Source organism: Paenibacillus sp. V4I5 (assembly GCF_030817255.1).
In the GTDB taxonomy this organism is placed as follows: Bacteria; Bacillota; Bacilli; order Paenibacillales; family NBRC-103111; genus Paenibacillus_E.
Window position 1 is genome coordinate 1,956,104 of sequence record NZ_JAUSZB010000002.1, and the last position, 14,960, is coordinate 1,971,063.

At 42.2% G+C, this 14,960-nt stretch carries 15 protein-coding genes, 3 pseudogenes and 1 riboswitch; of the genes and pseudogenes, 4 read left to right on the forward strand and 14 right to left on the reverse strand.

Going from position 1 to position 14,960, the window contains the following annotated elements; translation table 11 throughout:
• Positions 1–5: 5 nt before the first annotated feature.
• From QFZ78_RS11025 to QFZ78_RS11050, 6 genes and pseudogenes are all read right to left on the reverse strand, one after another.
• On the reverse strand, positions 6–311 hold the full coding sequence (locus QFZ78_RS11025) for a hypothetical protein (RefSeq protein ID WP_307547401.1): 306 nt from the start codon (positions 309–311) through the stop codon (positions 6–8).
• A gap of 65 nt (positions 312–376) precedes the next feature.
• Positions 377–877 (reverse strand): annotated as a pseudogene (locus QFZ78_RS11030) (ABC transporter permease); the annotation flags it as partial.
• Between the two features lie 20 nt (positions 878–897).
• Positions 898–1,914, reverse strand: coding sequence for a LacI family DNA-binding transcriptional regulator (locus QFZ78_RS11035; protein WP_307547402.1), 1,017 nt, complete (start codon positions 1,912–1,914; stop codon positions 898–900).
• Between the two features lie 204 nt (positions 1,915–2,118).
• Entirely contained in the window at positions 2,119–2,553 is a 435-nt protein-coding gene (locus tag QFZ78_RS11040; protein WP_307547404.1) for a BclA C-terminal domain-containing protein, read from the reverse strand.
• Positions 2,554–2,686: 133 nt separating this feature from the next.
• Positions 2,687–2,971: a DUF4183 domain-containing protein gene (locus QFZ78_RS11045; RefSeq protein WP_307547405.1), complete on the reverse strand. Its 285-nt coding sequence runs from the start codon at positions 2,969–2,971 to the stop codon at positions 2,687–2,689.
• A gap of 83 nt (positions 2,972–3,054) precedes the next feature.
• Positions 3,055–3,768: a DUF4183 domain-containing protein gene (locus QFZ78_RS11050; RefSeq protein ID WP_307547407.1), complete on the reverse strand. Its 714-nt coding sequence runs from the start codon at positions 3,766–3,768 to the stop codon at positions 3,055–3,057.
• A gap of 232 nt (positions 3,769–4,000) precedes the next feature.
• Here QFZ78_RS11050 and QFZ78_RS11055 point away from each other — a divergent pair, with 232 nt between their 5' ends.
• Positions 4,001–4,636, forward strand: a complete 636-nt coding sequence (locus tag QFZ78_RS11055) for an FMN-dependent NADH-azoreductase (RefSeq protein WP_307547409.1) — start codon at positions 4,001–4,003, stop codon at positions 4,634–4,636.
• Between the two features lie 77 nt (positions 4,637–4,713).
• On the opposite strand, the gene QFZ78_RS11060 is transcribed toward QFZ78_RS11055, so the two are convergent.
• The 3 genes from QFZ78_RS11060 to QFZ78_RS11070 form a co-directional block, all read right to left on the reverse strand.
• Complete coding sequence (locus QFZ78_RS11060; RefSeq protein WP_373461019.1) at positions 4,714–5,682, reverse strand: DMT family transporter; 969 nt, start codon at positions 5,680–5,682, stop codon at positions 4,714–4,716.
• Positions 5,683–5,841: 159 nt separating this feature from the next.
• A riboswitch (FMN riboswitch) is annotated at positions 5,842–5,989 on the reverse strand.
• 133 nt (positions 5,990–6,122) lie between these two features.
• The gene (locus QFZ78_RS11065) at positions 6,123–6,416 is read right to left on the reverse strand and encodes a hypothetical protein (RefSeq protein ID WP_307547411.1); all 294 of its coding nucleotides are present in this window, start codon (positions 6,414–6,416) and stop codon (positions 6,123–6,125) included.
• Between the two features lie 155 nt (positions 6,417–6,571).
• The gene (locus tag QFZ78_RS11070) at positions 6,572–7,153 is read right to left on the reverse strand and encodes a CBO0543 family protein (RefSeq protein ID WP_307547414.1); all 582 of its coding nucleotides are present in this window, start codon (positions 7,151–7,153) and stop codon (positions 6,572–6,574) included.
• A 206-nt stretch (positions 7,154–7,359) separates the two neighbouring features.
• Here QFZ78_RS11070 and QFZ78_RS11075 point away from each other — a divergent pair, with 206 nt between their 5' ends.
• On the forward strand, positions 7,360–8,691 hold the full coding sequence (locus QFZ78_RS11075; protein ID WP_307547416.1) for an MFS transporter: 1,332 nt from the start codon (positions 7,360–7,362) through the stop codon (positions 8,689–8,691).
• 47 nt (positions 8,692–8,738) lie between these two features.
• Positions 8,739–9,743 (forward strand): DUF3231 family protein, encoded by a 1,005-nt coding sequence (locus QFZ78_RS11080; RefSeq protein ID WP_307547418.1) that lies wholly within the window; start codon positions 8,739–8,741, stop codon positions 9,741–9,743.
• A gap of 152 nt (positions 9,744–9,895) precedes the next feature.
• Here QFZ78_RS11080 and QFZ78_RS38495 read toward each other — a convergent pair.
• From QFZ78_RS38495 to QFZ78_RS11105, 5 genes and pseudogenes are all read right to left on the reverse strand, one after another.
• A pseudogene (locus tag QFZ78_RS38495) lies at positions 9,896–9,982 on the reverse strand (ion channel); the annotation flags it as partial.
• A 47-nt stretch (positions 9,983–10,029) separates the two neighbouring features.
• Positions 10,030–11,673: an alpha-amylase family glycosyl hydrolase gene (locus QFZ78_RS11090; protein WP_307547420.1), complete on the reverse strand. Its 1,644-nt coding sequence runs from the start codon at positions 11,671–11,673 to the stop codon at positions 10,030–10,032.
• Between the two features lie 212 nt (positions 11,674–11,885).
• Positions 11,886–13,073: an MFS transporter gene (locus QFZ78_RS11095; RefSeq protein ID WP_307547422.1), complete on the reverse strand. Its 1,188-nt coding sequence runs from the start codon at positions 13,071–13,073 to the stop codon at positions 11,886–11,888.
• Positions 13,070–13,888: a serine hydrolase domain-containing protein gene (locus QFZ78_RS11100; protein WP_307547424.1), complete on the reverse strand. Its 819-nt coding sequence runs from the start codon at positions 13,886–13,888 to the stop codon at positions 13,070–13,072. Before QFZ78_RS11100 ends, QFZ78_RS11095 begins: the two co-directional genes overlap by 4 nt.
• A 109-nt stretch (positions 13,889–13,997) precedes the next feature.
• Positions 13,998–14,249 (reverse strand): annotated as a pseudogene (locus QFZ78_RS11105) (serine hydrolase); the annotation flags it as partial.
• 172 nt (positions 14,250–14,421) lie between these two features.
• Between QFZ78_RS11105 and QFZ78_RS11110 the strand changes: the two are divergent.
• Positions 14,422–14,883 (forward strand): Lrp/AsnC family transcriptional regulator, encoded by a 462-nt coding sequence (locus tag QFZ78_RS11110; protein WP_307547426.1) that lies wholly within the window; start codon positions 14,422–14,424, stop codon positions 14,881–14,883.
• Positions 14,884–14,960 lie beyond the last annotated feature (77 nt).

The window sequence follows — 14,960 nt, forward strand, 5'->3', positions numbered from 1 at the left end:
GCCGCTTACTCCTCCTCTTGATGAATTTGCAATGTGTAACGGCAGCTTTCTGTAACAATCGCATGCAAACTTAATGTGACATGCCACATGCCTGTTAGTATTTTACCACTCACAAAACCTGGGGAAGCTTCCTGCTCACCCATAAATAACGACTGCTCAGGATCATGCCGATGCCCCGCACCGCGGTGCCGTTCAGGGGCGTCGACAGACACCGTTATTAAGTTTTTCAGCGGCAGGAAGGATTCCCATTTCGCCTGAACTCGCTCACGCTGATTGGGTTCCGTGTACTTGTTTATACTCTCGAAAATCATCGTTTTCGATTGTTCCTGATCTTCTAGGTTTTTGGGTTCATAAGCAAAATCGATCCTTAGCTTACCGCTGTATGCACATTACGGAACGCAGCCGTTGGAATCCAGGTCATGAACATGAGTACATTGATCATATGGATCAAAACAACACTTATCAAAGTGTTCATTAATCCAAGTTTGTAAAAGAGCACAGCGATCGAAACGTAAAGTCCCATTTTCGGAAAAGCATGTGTCAGCAGAAACGAGAACAAGAAAAAACGGCTAAGCGGAAAACGTATGCGAGCAAACGCAAAGGCTGCTGGGATACAAAGCACAATGGATAGAGCGGTCACGATGGATGCGATCATAAACGACAAGCCGATCGATTTCGCGATATCCTCCTGCTGTAACACAAATGTCCACCATTTCAGTGACCATTCATGCGGCAAGATATCTGGGTAGGTCCATTTGCCGGTAAAAGCCAGTATGGCCATGTTGAGCAGCGGGCCCAAGAAAAAGATGACGAACACAACAAGTATGATAAATTCCACGATTTTACGTGGACCTATCGCCTTTAGATACCAGCGCATGCGGACTAACCACTCCTCTCCTATGAAAATGATTTCGTAGATTGCCGGACAATCAATTTGGGTACAAGCTGCTTAGGATTCTCAATGCTATCTTCCAGGCGGATGAGCTTGTCTAACAAGCTAAAGGCTTGAGTCCCCATCTCCTCTGTATTGACCCTGATGGTTGTTAAAGAGGGTGAGAACATAGCGGCAAAATCAATATCATCAATGCCTACAACCGCTACTTGTTCAGGAATGCGTACCGATTGCTCCAACATGAACTTCATGGCACCCAGCGCTATCATATCGTTGGTAGCAAATAGCGATGTATACCCGCCTGCACGAAACTGATCCCAATGGGTGCGCATTATCTCATACCCTTCTCCGAAGGTGGAAGTTGATGCCTGTAAGATCGAAGATGATGGGATTGGAACCCCCATTTCTGCCATTAAATTCTTAAAACCTTTCAGCCTCAAATTGTGGCTGCGATGCGTCTGTGGTCCGGCAATCACGAAAATCTGACGATGCCCTAAATCCGTTAGATACTCAGCGACCATCCGTCCGCCTTCCTCGTCTTGATTGACAATATGCATGACCCCGTCGACATCCGTGGAGCCATTGACCATCACATAGGGAACTCCGAAGTTAGCGATGTAATCAATGACGTTCTGTTGCAAGCGACTGATCAGGATCAGTCCGTCCACCCTTTTTTCCATCATAAAATCAGCAGAACGCAGCGACATATCATGATCTGTTGTAACGAAAACGGAATAATTCAAGCTTGCGGCTGTCATCAAAATAGCATCAAGAACTTTGCCGTAAAACGGATGAGATGCAATAGGATGATGCTGACGATAAATGAGTACGCCAATGTTGTGCGTTCTCTGTGAAACCATAGCCCTTGCCACTGCATTGGGCTTATATTGTAATTCTTCAATCAGCTGGAGCACCTTATCGCGCACCTCCAAGCTGGTATAGCCCTTGCCAGAAATCACCCGCGACACGGTTGATTTGGATACACCGGCACGCAGGGCAATCTCCTTAATCGTAAGCTCCATGCTGCAACCCCATTTCTTCGTGTGAGACCGTTCCCACATATCTAAAATAACGCCGAACTGTTTTTCGTGTGTTAACCACAAGATAATAATTTGTAAATCTTCAAATAATCAAAAGCCTTGATTACCCCTCTTGTGCTTCTTTTCATAAAAAAGAACCGCCCGTAAGTGAGCTGAACTTGCTCACTGGGCGATCCTGATTTGAAACTAACTTATTTTTTTGATAATTACCGAAGCATTTACGTTTGTTTGTGTGCCGCCAGCCAAAGTCTGAAGGGTAACCGCAGCAGCTGAATTATGATTTCGTAGAGTAAGAACATCGCTGGCATCTAAAGCGATTATAGCCTGCCCATTGTTATGCTGCGTGCCTGCACCTGAACCGTAGACGGTTCCCGTAACCGGCGTGCCATTTACACATAGTGCGAATTGGTTGGGCTCTACACCCGATGCGGAAAAAGTAACTTCATAGTTGCCCGGATTAGTAACTGCAATCTCGGTTGTTCCGGGGACATGCGTAATTCCAGGTTTAAGAATACCATTTGTATCAAAAATAGTATCAGCCTCTATAGGAACAGTTTGAGCACTTACATTATAAATATATCCCGAAACGATCGGCGGAAGGATAGGGGTTATAATCGCCATTATATTCACTTCCTTACTAACTTGTAATTTTAATAGATATGTACGAAACTAATATACCCAGTGAGCATTATTTGGAAAATGCCGACAATCCTAAAAACAATAAGAATTGCCGGCATCTCGTCAATAAAGAAAATTAGTTTACAATAAATTCGATCACAATTGGAGTCGCAGGATCGAGTACATCTCCGCCTGGAATGGTAATAGCCGTAGTGGTAGCTGTTGAAGTGTCAGCTGTTTGAATCTGTGCATTAATATAAAGATTATAATACGCAGGAGCAGTTGGAAAAGCTGTAGCAGCAGCACCGGCGTCATTGATGGTGGCTGTAGCAAGAATATTATATGCAGCTCCTACCCCTGTTCCGTCAGCTATTGTAGCACTGAATCTTCTAGCAGCCATAAAGGGTTTTGTAATTGGCATTTATATCACCTCACTTCTCTCAACTAGATTATGCTAGTGATAGTGAAAGGGAAGGGCAAATCAATTGCGTACATTGAAACATTTCAAGAAATGATTTGAATCGATAAACGAACGATCTCAAGTAATATTGGGGTACCTGTAAAAATGGTGTCATTGCCATTTATAATGGCCAAAGCATTTGTACTCACACTGTAAGAGGCACCAACTTGCATGATTCCGTTCATGTAGAGATTTGCATAACTATTTTGATCCAAATCTATAAATTCAGCTATTGATTCATTTTCATCGTTTGTGAATTGATTTGCAGGAATAACTGTTGGGAGAGTTACATCTGTGTCCGCAATAAATAAATATCTGTTAGCAGTTAGCAAAGTGCTGAGATTAGGGATGATGATAGGTCCTGTTGGCCCAGGAGCTCCCTGTATGCCTCTAGGCCCTTGGAGCCCTTGGGGTCCTTGAAGTCCTTGAAGTCCTTGAAGTCCTTGAAGTCCTTGAAGTCCTTGAAGTCCTTGAAGTCCTTGAGTTCCTTGAGGTCCTTGTGAGCCTTGAGGTCCTTGCGGAACAGTTATATTAATTTCTGGTTGTGGACAAGCTGCACGTTTCCGTTTTTTCCTTTTAAGAGGGCTAACTATCTTTGTTTTCTTTTTACAGTCTTTTTTCCGACTGGCATTAGAGTCCCTCCATTTTATTCCTGCTGATACACCTGTGTTCTTTTTTTTGATGATACATTTCTTTTTACGTATATGTTTTCTTGTAGCTGGAGTCATTCGATTTTTTTTATGGGTATTGTACACCACAAGTTTGTGACACCTCCAATTAACCAATTGTATATAGTATGATTTTGCTCTATTGGAGGTATGGACATTGAACTAATAACGAATAGACAATAATCTATTTCTATTTAAATAGGTGTTGGACTAGCACGTTCCCCCTCTTATTATAAGTAACTAATTTATTATTTGATATTTACTCAAAATAAGTTATAATGAGAACTGTAATTATTTTAAGTATAGAAGGGAAGTTTTAATTATGGCAACAGTACTTTATATCACTGCACACCCGCACGATCACCAAACATCATTCAGCCTAGCGGTAGGTAAAGAATTTATCGAGGCATACCGTGAAGCGAATCCAACAGATGAGGTTATTTCTGTGGATCTATTCAAAGAAGATATTCCTCAAATTGATGCTGATGTATTCAGCGGTTGGGGAAAACTTCAATCAGGAACAGCTTTTGACCAGCTTTCTGATGCAGAAAAAGCAAAAGTAGCACGTTTAGGCGCAATCGTTGACCAATTTGTTGCTGCTGATAAATATGTTTTTGTTTCTCCAATGTGGAACTTCTCATTCCCTCCAGTATTGAAAGCTTACATTGATGCAATTTCCGTTGCAGGTAAAACTTTCAAATATACGGAAAGTGGTCCAGTTGGTTTGTTGACAAACAAAAAAGGGCTACATATTCAAGCGAGTGGCGGCATTTATTCCGAAGGCCCTGCTGCAGCATTTGAAAGTGGCTTCAGCTACCTGAAAAAAATCTCGCAATTCTACGGTATCCCTTCCTTCGAAGCCATTTTTGTTGAAGGCATGGCTATAACGCCGGATAAAGCTCAATCCATTAAAGAAAAAGCAATTGCACAAGCAAAAGAAGTTGCAGCTAGCTTCTAAGAAAATAGTAAGAACCCGCTAAATCTAGCGGGTTCTTTTTACGTTCAATGATTGAAATTTTTGTAATCAGTCCATATTTATACAGAAATATTTCCTTTACTGCGGCTCATTAACCAGAGGGTTAACCAAATAAATACAAAGCCTACAAGTTGTCCTACGGTCAGCTTTTGACCAAATACAACCCAGTTTATGCACACACCTACGGCTGGGAAAGCAAGCTCAGCAAGCGTTGCAAAGAATGCCTTTGTCGATGACAGCCCCTTATAATAGAGGAGCATGCTGATCAACCCTGGGAAAAAGGCCTGGAACAGCAGATTGACTGCGATAAGAGTTAGTACTGCACTAGAACCGCCTACATGCCAAGCATCACCACTTACCAAAAGAACAACCGTTAGCAGCGGGATCGCCATCAGAAATCGCAGCGATGTGACAACAGGGAAATCCAAGTTTTTTTGAAGCAGGAACTTACCCATGACGGTCGATCCGCCCCATAAGACAGCTGCTAGAATTGAAAATAAGCAGCTTAACGTGCCTAAATCCTTCAAGCCCATCTCCGGTGAAGCAAAACCAAACGTCAGCAGATACGTGCCTAGCAGCGCCATTACGATATAGCCAGAAAATTTGGAAGGCAGTGTCTCTTTCAGCAGTACTCGAGCCAATACGATGGCGAACAATGGCTGCAGCTTCTGTAAAAGCAGGACGGAGTTTGCACTGCCGTGAGCGAAGGCCGAAGTGAAGAGTATGGTAGCTATGGCCGATCCACCCCAAGAAATAAATAGTAGTGCGCCAATAACTGCTAGTGTTAGTTTGCCGGCTAAGGACTTACGGTACTTTATCAGCACTGGAAGGGCATAGCAAGCCAGCAGCAGATGCTCTATGAACACAATTTGAGCAGAGGTAAAACTCTTCAACAATAAGATTCGAAAGAGAGGGTCCAACCCCCAAAGGATAGCTCCGAGTGCCACATACCAGATCTCATTGATCCCCCTGCTACTTGTTGCATACAAACTTGCGCGCTTACTTCCTAGCTTAAATACATTTTCCAATTCAAAAACCTCCCAATAGGAGAAACTTTGAGAGATTAGCCCAAAGATCCCTAGATGATGTTTTGAATTGAACCTTCTGAAAGAGACAATGCCCCTGTTACAATCAACAGGGGCATTGACAAACAGACCTATTAAAAATTGAATTTTTAACAAGTTGTCCTTCACCTTCTCTCATCCGGACTATACCGTCGGCCTTGGAATTTCACCAAGTCAGTCCCAATCTGTACAGACTGGGAGTCGCGGGCTTGAGATACACGTACGTATCCTCACCGCCGGTAGGGAATTTCACCCTGCCCCGAAGGTTCATATTCTAATAAAGTGTATAATAACATGTTACAGTTTAACTGGCAATCCTTTTTCGCGACGATTAGCCACTGACATAAGTTGATTTTATAAAAAAAGAATCTCTAACTGTCTTATACATCTGACAGAGAGACCCTTTATAGCATCGAGTGGCGTCGTTTTAAAAATTGAAATATAACAACGCCTATAGCAATACCAACAAATGAAAATAGCATAGGCAGCCAAACTGGACCCAAAAGAATGCCGAAAGGTTGAAACACATCCGAATAGATGATTCCTACCGTCCCTAGGAAAGCGCCTAATACAAAAGGAACATAAGCATACTCTGCCGTATCTCCCCCGTCTTTATAAGCATCCCAAATACCAAACATGTAGAGACAAGGGTAAAACATGAGCCAATGATAATTGGTTTGCTGGATGGCATCTTGCAATGTTACCCTTGAAACTGTCGATAATAATTTGATTGAGCTCTGACATGTAATTCACGATAAATTCCAATATAATCAACGTGATACCTTTTATATATTTCCCGTTTAAAAACTGACCAAACCCAGGGAGTGCGATGGCCCATAATAATTTCTCAATTTTATTGGATTTGTGCATATTTGTCATTTGGCAGTCGGTGATTTGCCGTACTTGCTATGAACTCAGGTGAAAGCATCTTGCTATTGGCTCGTTCCTCTACGAAATTTCCTCCTCTAACATTTATCTCAGGCGTTATCCTTCTTAATAAACCCACAAACCCTCTTATCGTAAACAAAGTAAAGTTAATGGACGCAAACGTATGAAGAGCAGACCAGGATTTCCATCTAAACAAATCGGTTTTCATCTCTAAAAACCATTGAAGCAAAGTCATTGGTCCACTAAATACTAGACTTCTCGTGATGAGTTCAAGTGGTTTACTTTGATAAGACCATCTTACCCATAGTACACTTAAAAGCGGATAGAATAATAAGTCGTACAGAATATTCGTTTCAAATATTTTAGCGAAAGGTCGAACGGGGTACGATATATTCCCTTTTTTAATAAAGATTGAATCTAGCGAGCTTGATAAAACACATTTTGCAAAGAATACGGTCATATACATCAGCAGGTTATTTCGTTTCATAATAAATGGGGCAGCTGCTACTGATGATGCAAATAAAATTCGTAATAAAATCTTTTCCATTTAGAACTTTCCCCCTCACTTTTTTGCTTTTTCCTTCATACCTTCTAGTGTGGATAAAAGAACTTTCTATTATGCATGTAAGGAATAGTCAGCTAACCAAAGAAACTAAAAAGAGCAGCCGCGGGCCGCTCTCTTTATGTTGGACTGACATATGTATAATAGGGGGAAAGCTAAAACACATCTCAAGTTAGACAGGATGGTAGTAGATGAACGATAAAATTGTAATGCCGGTATGGACAATTGGCTTGTTCATTGTTGTCATGAATACGACGATGTTCAATGTTTCTATTCCTAGTATTATTCATGATCTTGACATCACTGCTGACCTCGGATCGTGGGTGATTTCAAGTTACTCCATCGGGTATGCCTTATCAACCGTTATTTACAGCAGGCTCTCAGATGTCCTCCCCATTCGTAAGCTGCTGACCGTGGGGCTCTTGGTGCTGGGACTTTCATCGATTTTCGGATTGTTTGCCCGGGAATTCAATGCTTTGCTCATGGCTCGCATTCTCCAGTCTGCAGGCGCAGGGGTAATGGCAGGTCTAGGTTTAGTACTGGCAAGTCGATATATTCCAATTGAACGACGTGGGTCAGCTATCGCCATGATTTCCGCAGGGAGTGCTATGGCTTTCGGGCTCGGTCCGATCGTTGGCGGTTTGATTAGTGAATACCTTGGTTGGAACGGATTATTTGGAGTTACCTGTCTGGTTCTGGTCATTCTTCCGATTCTAGTGCGTTTGCTTCCCAAAGAAAATGCGACTGCCTTTCGGTTCGATAATCTGGGTGCTCTCTTAACGATCGTCAATGCAACTATGCTGCTGTTAGCTGTGACGCAAGTTTCTGTCGCCTGGCTTGTCGCAAGTTGTCTTTCGTTGCTTGTACACGCTCGGCACTTGAAACGAGCGAACAATACGTTCATTAACCCTGAATTATTGAGCAATCCAGCTTATCGTAAACTTGTTACGATTGGGTTTTGTATCTTAGTGTTGAACCTTGGCAATCTATTTCTAATGCCTCTGGTGTTAGCCAAGGTCTTCGATCAATCGGCTATGATGATTGGCTTAACCATTGCGCCAGGGGCCATTTTGTCGGCCTTCTTGACACGTTTCGTCGGACGATGGATTGATCGATACGGTAATCTACGCTTTATGTTGGTTGGGCATTGTATTTTATCTTTAGTAATGATCGCTTTTTATCTGACTCTCGGCGCTTCACCACTTGTTGTACTTCTTGGTTACCTTTGTTTTTCGCCTGCTTTTTCAGCAACGATAGCATCTTTGAACAACGAGACCTCACGTATTCTTCCAAAATCATTAATAGGATCTGGTATGGGGCTCATGCAGCTTATCCAATTTTTTGGAGGTTCAATTTCGGTTGCGATTTGTGGCCTACTACTCGAAATTCAAAAGAAAACGTCACTTCCTTATTCATTCAAACACGTCTATGGCCTTTTATTTTTGATAGGTCTGAGTTCTCTGGGCATGTTGATGTGGTACAAGCTAACAACACCTTTGGCAGCTTCCTACGGGGATAAATGATAAATCTTCTCTAATTGGACAATCTAATTTTCAGAGGTGACAAAGAGATGAATACAACTCAATTAAAACTAACATCGACAGAAATCGGAGCATTATGGGGACAATACGTAAATAGTAAAATGGTAAATTGTGTTAATAAATACATGCTTTCCATTATAGAAGATCCATCTATTAAAGAGGTTTTTGACGATGCAATAAAAATAACTGAGAATCAAATGCTGCAGGTTTCCACATTTATTCTTAATGATGGATTTCCATTACCCATTGGGTTTTCAGAAGCAGATACCAATCCCAATATTGGAAGGTTATTTTCAGATGTTTTCTGTTTGGATTATTTGTATCTCATGACCATACATGGATTAAACGGTCACGTATATTCGCTTACTACATCAGTTAGAAGAGATTTAAGGGATTTTTTTGATTCGTGTTTGACGGATGGAAAAAATATGTACCAACGTACCGTTGATTTATTACTTGAAAAGGGGCACTTTCAAAGAGACCCGTATTTTTTCCCCCGTGCAAACCCAGAGTTTATTGATAGCAAAAAATATCTCGATGGTTTTTGGGGAGATAAACGTCCTCTTTCAGCCATAGAAATAGGTAATATTTCCCTAAACTTAAAGAAAAGTATTATGGCAAAAACACTTGGAATTGCATTTAGTCAAATTGCCGGATCCAAAGAAATAAGGAAATTTCTAACAGATGCCGTTCAAACGTCAAATGACCACATTCAATTGCTAAGTAAAAAACTAAAGGATGATAATTTACCTGTTCCGATGTCATGGGAAACGGAAATAACCGAATCTACAGATTCACCGTTTTCAGATAAACTTATCATGTTTCACACTGGTTTTTTGTTTCTGACATCTCAATCCTATCATGGATTAGGACTAGCGGGTTCCATGAGGTCTGATCTAATTCTTGATTATGAGCGAATCATTCTCAAAGATCTAACTGTAGCAAAAAATTGGTTTGATCTCATGATAAAATATAAATGGTTGGAGCAACCTCCAATTGCACCAAACAGAAAAGAAATTGCTAAAGACCAATAATTTGTTATTACTATTAAAGCCCTCTTTGTAGGTGTACAAAGAGGGCTTTTCGGTGATCTCAGTTTTCTGGTTGCTTTATCAGGGGCATAAGCAATATGTCCAATCATGCCCAGAAACAATCCGGTGCCAACGATAATATAAATCATTGTAAACATTTTTCCCAACGTCGTCTGGGGCTCAAAACTCGGATGCCCAACCGTACTGAGCGTAGTGATGCAAAAGTACAACGCATTGATCACAGTGAGCCCTTCTGGACTTCCCTTCGATTGATTATAAAATATAGTTTTTATATTTTATATATGATGGTTTCATAGCTATCGATCCATAGACTGGATGAATCTTTCTCAGAGCGATGGTCGTCTCTTCCGGTTCGATAGATCACATTTTTACTGTCATTGATAACGTCGCCTGCTAACGCGTCTTGGTCAAATTGAACAAACAAAGCATCCTTTGACAAATTAACTACGATTAAATATTTACTATCCTCGTAATGCCTCGAGTAAGATAAAACCAACTCTTCTGAATTGCGAATGAACGTTAATTCTCCCATCCAAAATGCTGGATTGTTCGTCCGAAGTTGAATCAGAAATTTATAGTGTTCGAACATATCCGTATCGAATTGATTCCAGTTCAGCTTGTATTCATCGAATAAGGATGCCCATGTTTCCAACGTACTCTCGTTAAATTCCTGCCCCATCATAATGCATGGAACACCTTCAAGCGTCAACAAGATAGAAGCTGCAGCTTTGGCAAGCTTTTCGCCAAAATAGTCACATGCTCTTGACCGTTCTTTTTCCTCCAGCCAACTCATTCTTAGCGCATTCTTAGGAAAACTGTACTTGTAGGAGTTATAAATCGCTATAAAATCGCTCTCTGTGATCGTTCCGTCAACCAAATCGCGTATCAGAATGCGGGGATTGCCGTCGTAGGTCAAGTCACAAGATTCAATATGATGATACTCATCGTAGGACTGTGAGATCAGGATGAGATCAGCTTTTACTTCTTGCAGTGCATGTTTAATTTCAGAGAGAAAATCAAAAGGAGTAAGGTCCGAATCGTCCAATCGAATACCGTCAAAATCAAACTGGATGATCCAATATTTCATAGCCTCAATGACATATTCCCTCATCTCGCGGTTACTAAATTCTAGCCCGGCGAAATAGGCCCGTTTAGGCACATCATAATAGATCTCACCTTGTTCATTTCGAGTAAAAAATTCCGGATGGCTTCTTGTCATAATGTGATCCACACTTGTGCGGTTCAACACCCAATCCATAATGACTTTGATCCCGTTGTCATGTGCTTTTCGAATAAATGAAAGTAGATCCTCTTTGGTTCCGAAGCTGGGGTCAATGGAATAAAAATCTTTTACCGCATAGGGGTCGCCATACTTACCTAATCTTCCTTCCTGTCCAACTTCGTTGAAAGGCATCAGCCATAGTGTATTTATCCCCATTTTTTTAAAATAATCGATCTTCTCTGTTAGTCCATTAAAACCATTTTCGGTAAACGCCCTGAGATGAAGTTCATAAATCACCGATTTTTTTATCCATTCTGGACTTTGAATAGCCGCAAAGTTTTCATACATATATCCAGGTTGTTCTTTTGAAACCTCTGAGGTTCTGATCCATACTTCTCCCAGTTCGGTAACCGTAATAGCGGAGTTATTTTGCCCATCTTCCGACACACTCGGATTCAATGGGTCCAAAATCCATGCCTCCCCATTCACCACAAATTTATAAAGATGTCTCCCCTTAGGTATCGCTAATTCAATCTCCCAACCTTTCGCATCTTCCCTTTTGTTCATGTAGTTTCTATCGCCGTTCCAGTTATTAAAGGTCCCTGCTAAAGCGACACTATCCACTTCAATATCTGTGTAATAAACAAATCGTACGCCATGTGATCCTTTTGTCGGAAAGTCAGGTGACATTGTTTGAGCTCCTTCGTATTAATCTCTTCTCCTATAGTAGCAGTAAAGAAAGAGGCTGCCCATATCCGATTCTACTCCATTATGATGCTATTCTGTTGTGATCATTGGGCCTATGCCAGTCTTCGGTCAAAAGGAGACGATCGGCCTATTTGATTCTGCGGTGAATCACATAGTCTGCGAAGGAAATGCCCATGATCTGTTTGAAACATTTATTAATTTAGCCGATTTACCTGTAATCCTTTTCGGTTAAAGTAAAAGACTTTGAATCCAATACATAGAAGTGCCAACATAATAAATAATAAGCCGCTCCATATTGTCCCTTTCATGCCTGAAGTGGTAATAAACCACCCACCTGCTAACGAACCGATCGACACACCAAGATTGATGAAGGAAATATATAACCCCGTGGCAAATTCAGGAGCTTCCGGAGCTTCAGAGGTTAACCATATCTGGGTTACGATGAGGCCACTGGTATGAGCGGCCCCCCATAAAACCATAATGACAATGATAGCAATAATGGATTTTTCCCCCCTATAAAGAATTAAGAAAGAAATAGCTAATACGATCGGATGGAAAACAGTCGTTCTGACCATGTTTTTTCCAATCAGTCTCCCTGCCAATAAGTTGCCGGCCACTCCCCCAACACCGAAAATGACAAGCATGACACTAACGATTGTCCCACTCACCCCCATTACTTGTTCCAAGTATTCGGCAGCATAGCTATAGACCGAAAACATAGCGGCAAATAGGAATGTCGCAGCTCCAATATTGATCCATAGGGGGACTTTACGCAATATACCGAGCTGTTCCCCGTAAGAAACTTTCTCAGTTTCGGACGATTTCGGAAGCATGATGGCGATCCCCACACTAGCTGCGGTGTTTACAACGGCACAAAATATAAAAGCGGCCTCGAATGAGAATTGATCTACGAGATAGGTTGTTATCGGAATTCCAAGTACCATACCCATACTAGTACCAATAAATGCTTTCGCAGAAGCCTGAGTGGCTTTTTCCTTAGGATAGAGTGAAATTGCAGCTGCAAAGGCCAAGGAAAAATATACGGGATGGAACAATGCCGGGATAATACGAAGCGCCAGCAGCACATTAAAATTTGGAGCATAGGCTGATAATAAACTACTTCCAGCAAAAATGAGTAAAGACACTATCATTACGTTTTTACGATTATATTTAGAAAGCAGCAGTACCATAAAGGGACCACATAGTGCTATGACAAGCGCAAATACACCAACGAGCATACCGGCTTGAGACGTACTGACGTTGTATCTTTCCATAATAGTTGGAAGTATGCCGACAACGCCAAACTCAATGGTATACACGCCGAATAAGCCAAGAGCGATAAAGAATATGGGGTTTATGTGACTTCTATTGAGTTCATTCATTCGTTACTGATCCCGTCATAAACGGCTTTACAAAGATCAACGGTAAACTGGCCTAACATACCTTCCAGAGCTGTATTGGTAAACGCTACGACACTTAGTTGCTTCTCAGGATCAACGAACCAGGAATGACCATAGGTACCACCCATACGCCAGGTTCCCGGTGATTCCGGAGTTTCTGCGGTGATAGGATCCTTAAGCAGCGTAAATCCTAGGCCAAAGCCTCGCCCTGGCCAATAGGCCATTGGCAAATCACCGAGTTGGTTAGTAGTCATCTCGCGAACCACACTCTCCGGCAGCAATGGCGCTCCGCCCTTGCGTAGTGCTTCCAGCAGCAGCAATAAGTCGCCAGCGCTCCCGACCATGCCAGCTCCACCGGAGTGATAGGCCGTACTGTCAAGTGCCCGGCCAGGGGCAAGCCGAAAGCCCGCCGTCCCATCTATAAAATCAATGCTATCGGGATCACTCAAAGGCCGTGGCTCTGGAACTGCATTGGCATAGGCCGTCGCTAGTCGCTCTGGATCAACTGCTGTAAACCCAGTGTCGTCCATACCAAGCGGTGCTGTCACTAGCGTACGAATGGCTTCGTCAAGCGGTGAATTTGTAACCTTCGCAATCACGGCGCCGAGAACATCAGTGGCAATTGAATATTTCCACTGAGTGCCTGGTGTGTAGAGGAGCGGAACAGAGGCGATACGACGCAGGTTTTCTTCCAACGTAATACCGGCCTGATCCATACCATCCGATACCTCGGCGCGATGATAGGGTCCATTCTCTTCCTGGAAAAAGCGGTAAGTCAGCCCCGCTGTATGAGTCATCAACTGCCGAATCGTCAATGTCGCGATTTTCACCGCTCTCTAAGCGTGGTCGAAACTCTGGAAGCCAACGATCAACCCGGTCGTCAAGTCCTAAGCGACCTTGCGAAACTAGTATCATCGCAGCTGTTGAAACGATAGGTTTAGTTACAGAAGCAAGCCTAAATAAGGCATTTTCTTGCATCGTCCGGTTCTTTTCACGGTCTGCGAAGCCGGCAGCGCGGTTATAAACCAGTACCCCGTTTATCGCCACTTTAATGACAGCGCCAACCAACCGTTTATCAGCAAGGGTACGATTGATTACTTCATCCACGTGTGCTTGTAATCGGTCAGGATTCATTTTGTTAGCATTCAACTTACTCATTGGTATTCATCCTCTCTGAATAGTTAAAGATTTAATCACTTCACTATTGTGAGTTAATTATATAAATTAAGTGACTTGCTTTACATAAGGCATTCAAGTTAAACTTGCCCTATAACGAATGAAAACAAGTTAGTTTTTATACAATTCCTTAAATTTAAAGGAGTCGATTTGGATGGACCATGTTGATAAGCAAATCCTTTACTATCTTCAAAACCAAGCGAGAATATCAATGACGGAACTAGGCAAGTGTGTCGGGTTATCACAACCCGCGGTAACGGAGAGAGTAAGACGTATGGAGGAAAAAGGGATCATCAAGGAGTATCGCACCCTGATTTCTCCGGAGAAAATCGGGAAACAAGCTGCGGCCTACATCTTATTTCATACGAGGGATTGTCATGCATTCCTTGACTTTTGCCGCTCATCACCTGATGTCGTCGAATGCAACCGCATAAGCGGAGAACATAACTACTTATTGAAAGTAATGACCGATTCCACACGGTCTCTCGAAGAGTTCGGCAACCAATGTGATAAGTATGGGACGTATACGATTCTTATCGTGATGTCATCACCAATCGAGACAAAATTACTTATCCCATCGCTTGAAGAGGCAAACTTGCTTGCGGAGCTAGAATAAGGTAGATAACAAAAAAGGAATCCGGCATCAGACCGGATTCCTAGTACTTTAATTGTTCAGCATGCACGCAATCATCA

Coding starts and splice junctions, on each gene's coding strand:
- QFZ78_RS11075 (WP_307547416.1), top strand. CDS start 7,360: ATGAACGATAAAATTGTAATGCCGGTATGGACAATTGGCTTGTTCATT.
- QFZ78_RS11070 (WP_307547414.1), bottom strand. CDS start 7,153: ATGGAAAAGATTTTATTACGAATTTTATTTGCATCATCAGTAGCAGCT.
- QFZ78_RS11055 (WP_307547409.1), top strand. CDS start 4,001: ATGGCAACAGTACTTTATATCACTGCACACCCGCACGATCACCAAACA.
- QFZ78_RS11035 (WP_307547402.1), bottom strand. CDS start 1,914: ATGGAGCTTACGATTAAGGAGATTGCCCTGCGTGCCGGTGTATCCAAA.
- QFZ78_RS11080 (WP_307547418.1), top strand. CDS start 8,739: ATGAATACAACTCAATTAAAACTAACATCGACAGAAATCGGAGCATTA.
- QFZ78_RS11040 (WP_307547404.1), bottom strand. CDS start 2,553: ATGGCGATTATAACCCCTATCCTTCCGCCGATCGTTTCGGGATATATT.
- QFZ78_RS11100 (WP_307547424.1), bottom strand. CDS start 13,888: ATGACTCATACAGCGGGGCTGACTTACCGCTTTTTCCAGGAAGAGAAT.
- QFZ78_RS11110 (WP_307547426.1), top strand. CDS start 14,422: ATGGACCATGTTGATAAGCAAATCCTTTACTATCTTCAAAACCAAGCG.
- QFZ78_RS11095 (WP_307547422.1), bottom strand. CDS start 13,073: ATGAATGAACTCAATAGAAGTCACATAAACCCCATATTCTTTATCGCT.
- QFZ78_RS11025 (WP_307547401.1), bottom strand. CDS start 311: ATGATTTTCGAGAGTATAAACAAGTACACGGAACCCAATCAGCGTGAG.
- QFZ78_RS11090 (WP_307547420.1), bottom strand. CDS start 11,673: ATGTCACCTGACTTTCCGACAAAAGGATCACATGGCGTACGATTTGTT.
- QFZ78_RS11045 (WP_307547405.1), bottom strand. CDS start 2,971: ATGCCAATTACAAAACCCTTTATGGCTGCTAGAAGATTCAGTGCTACA.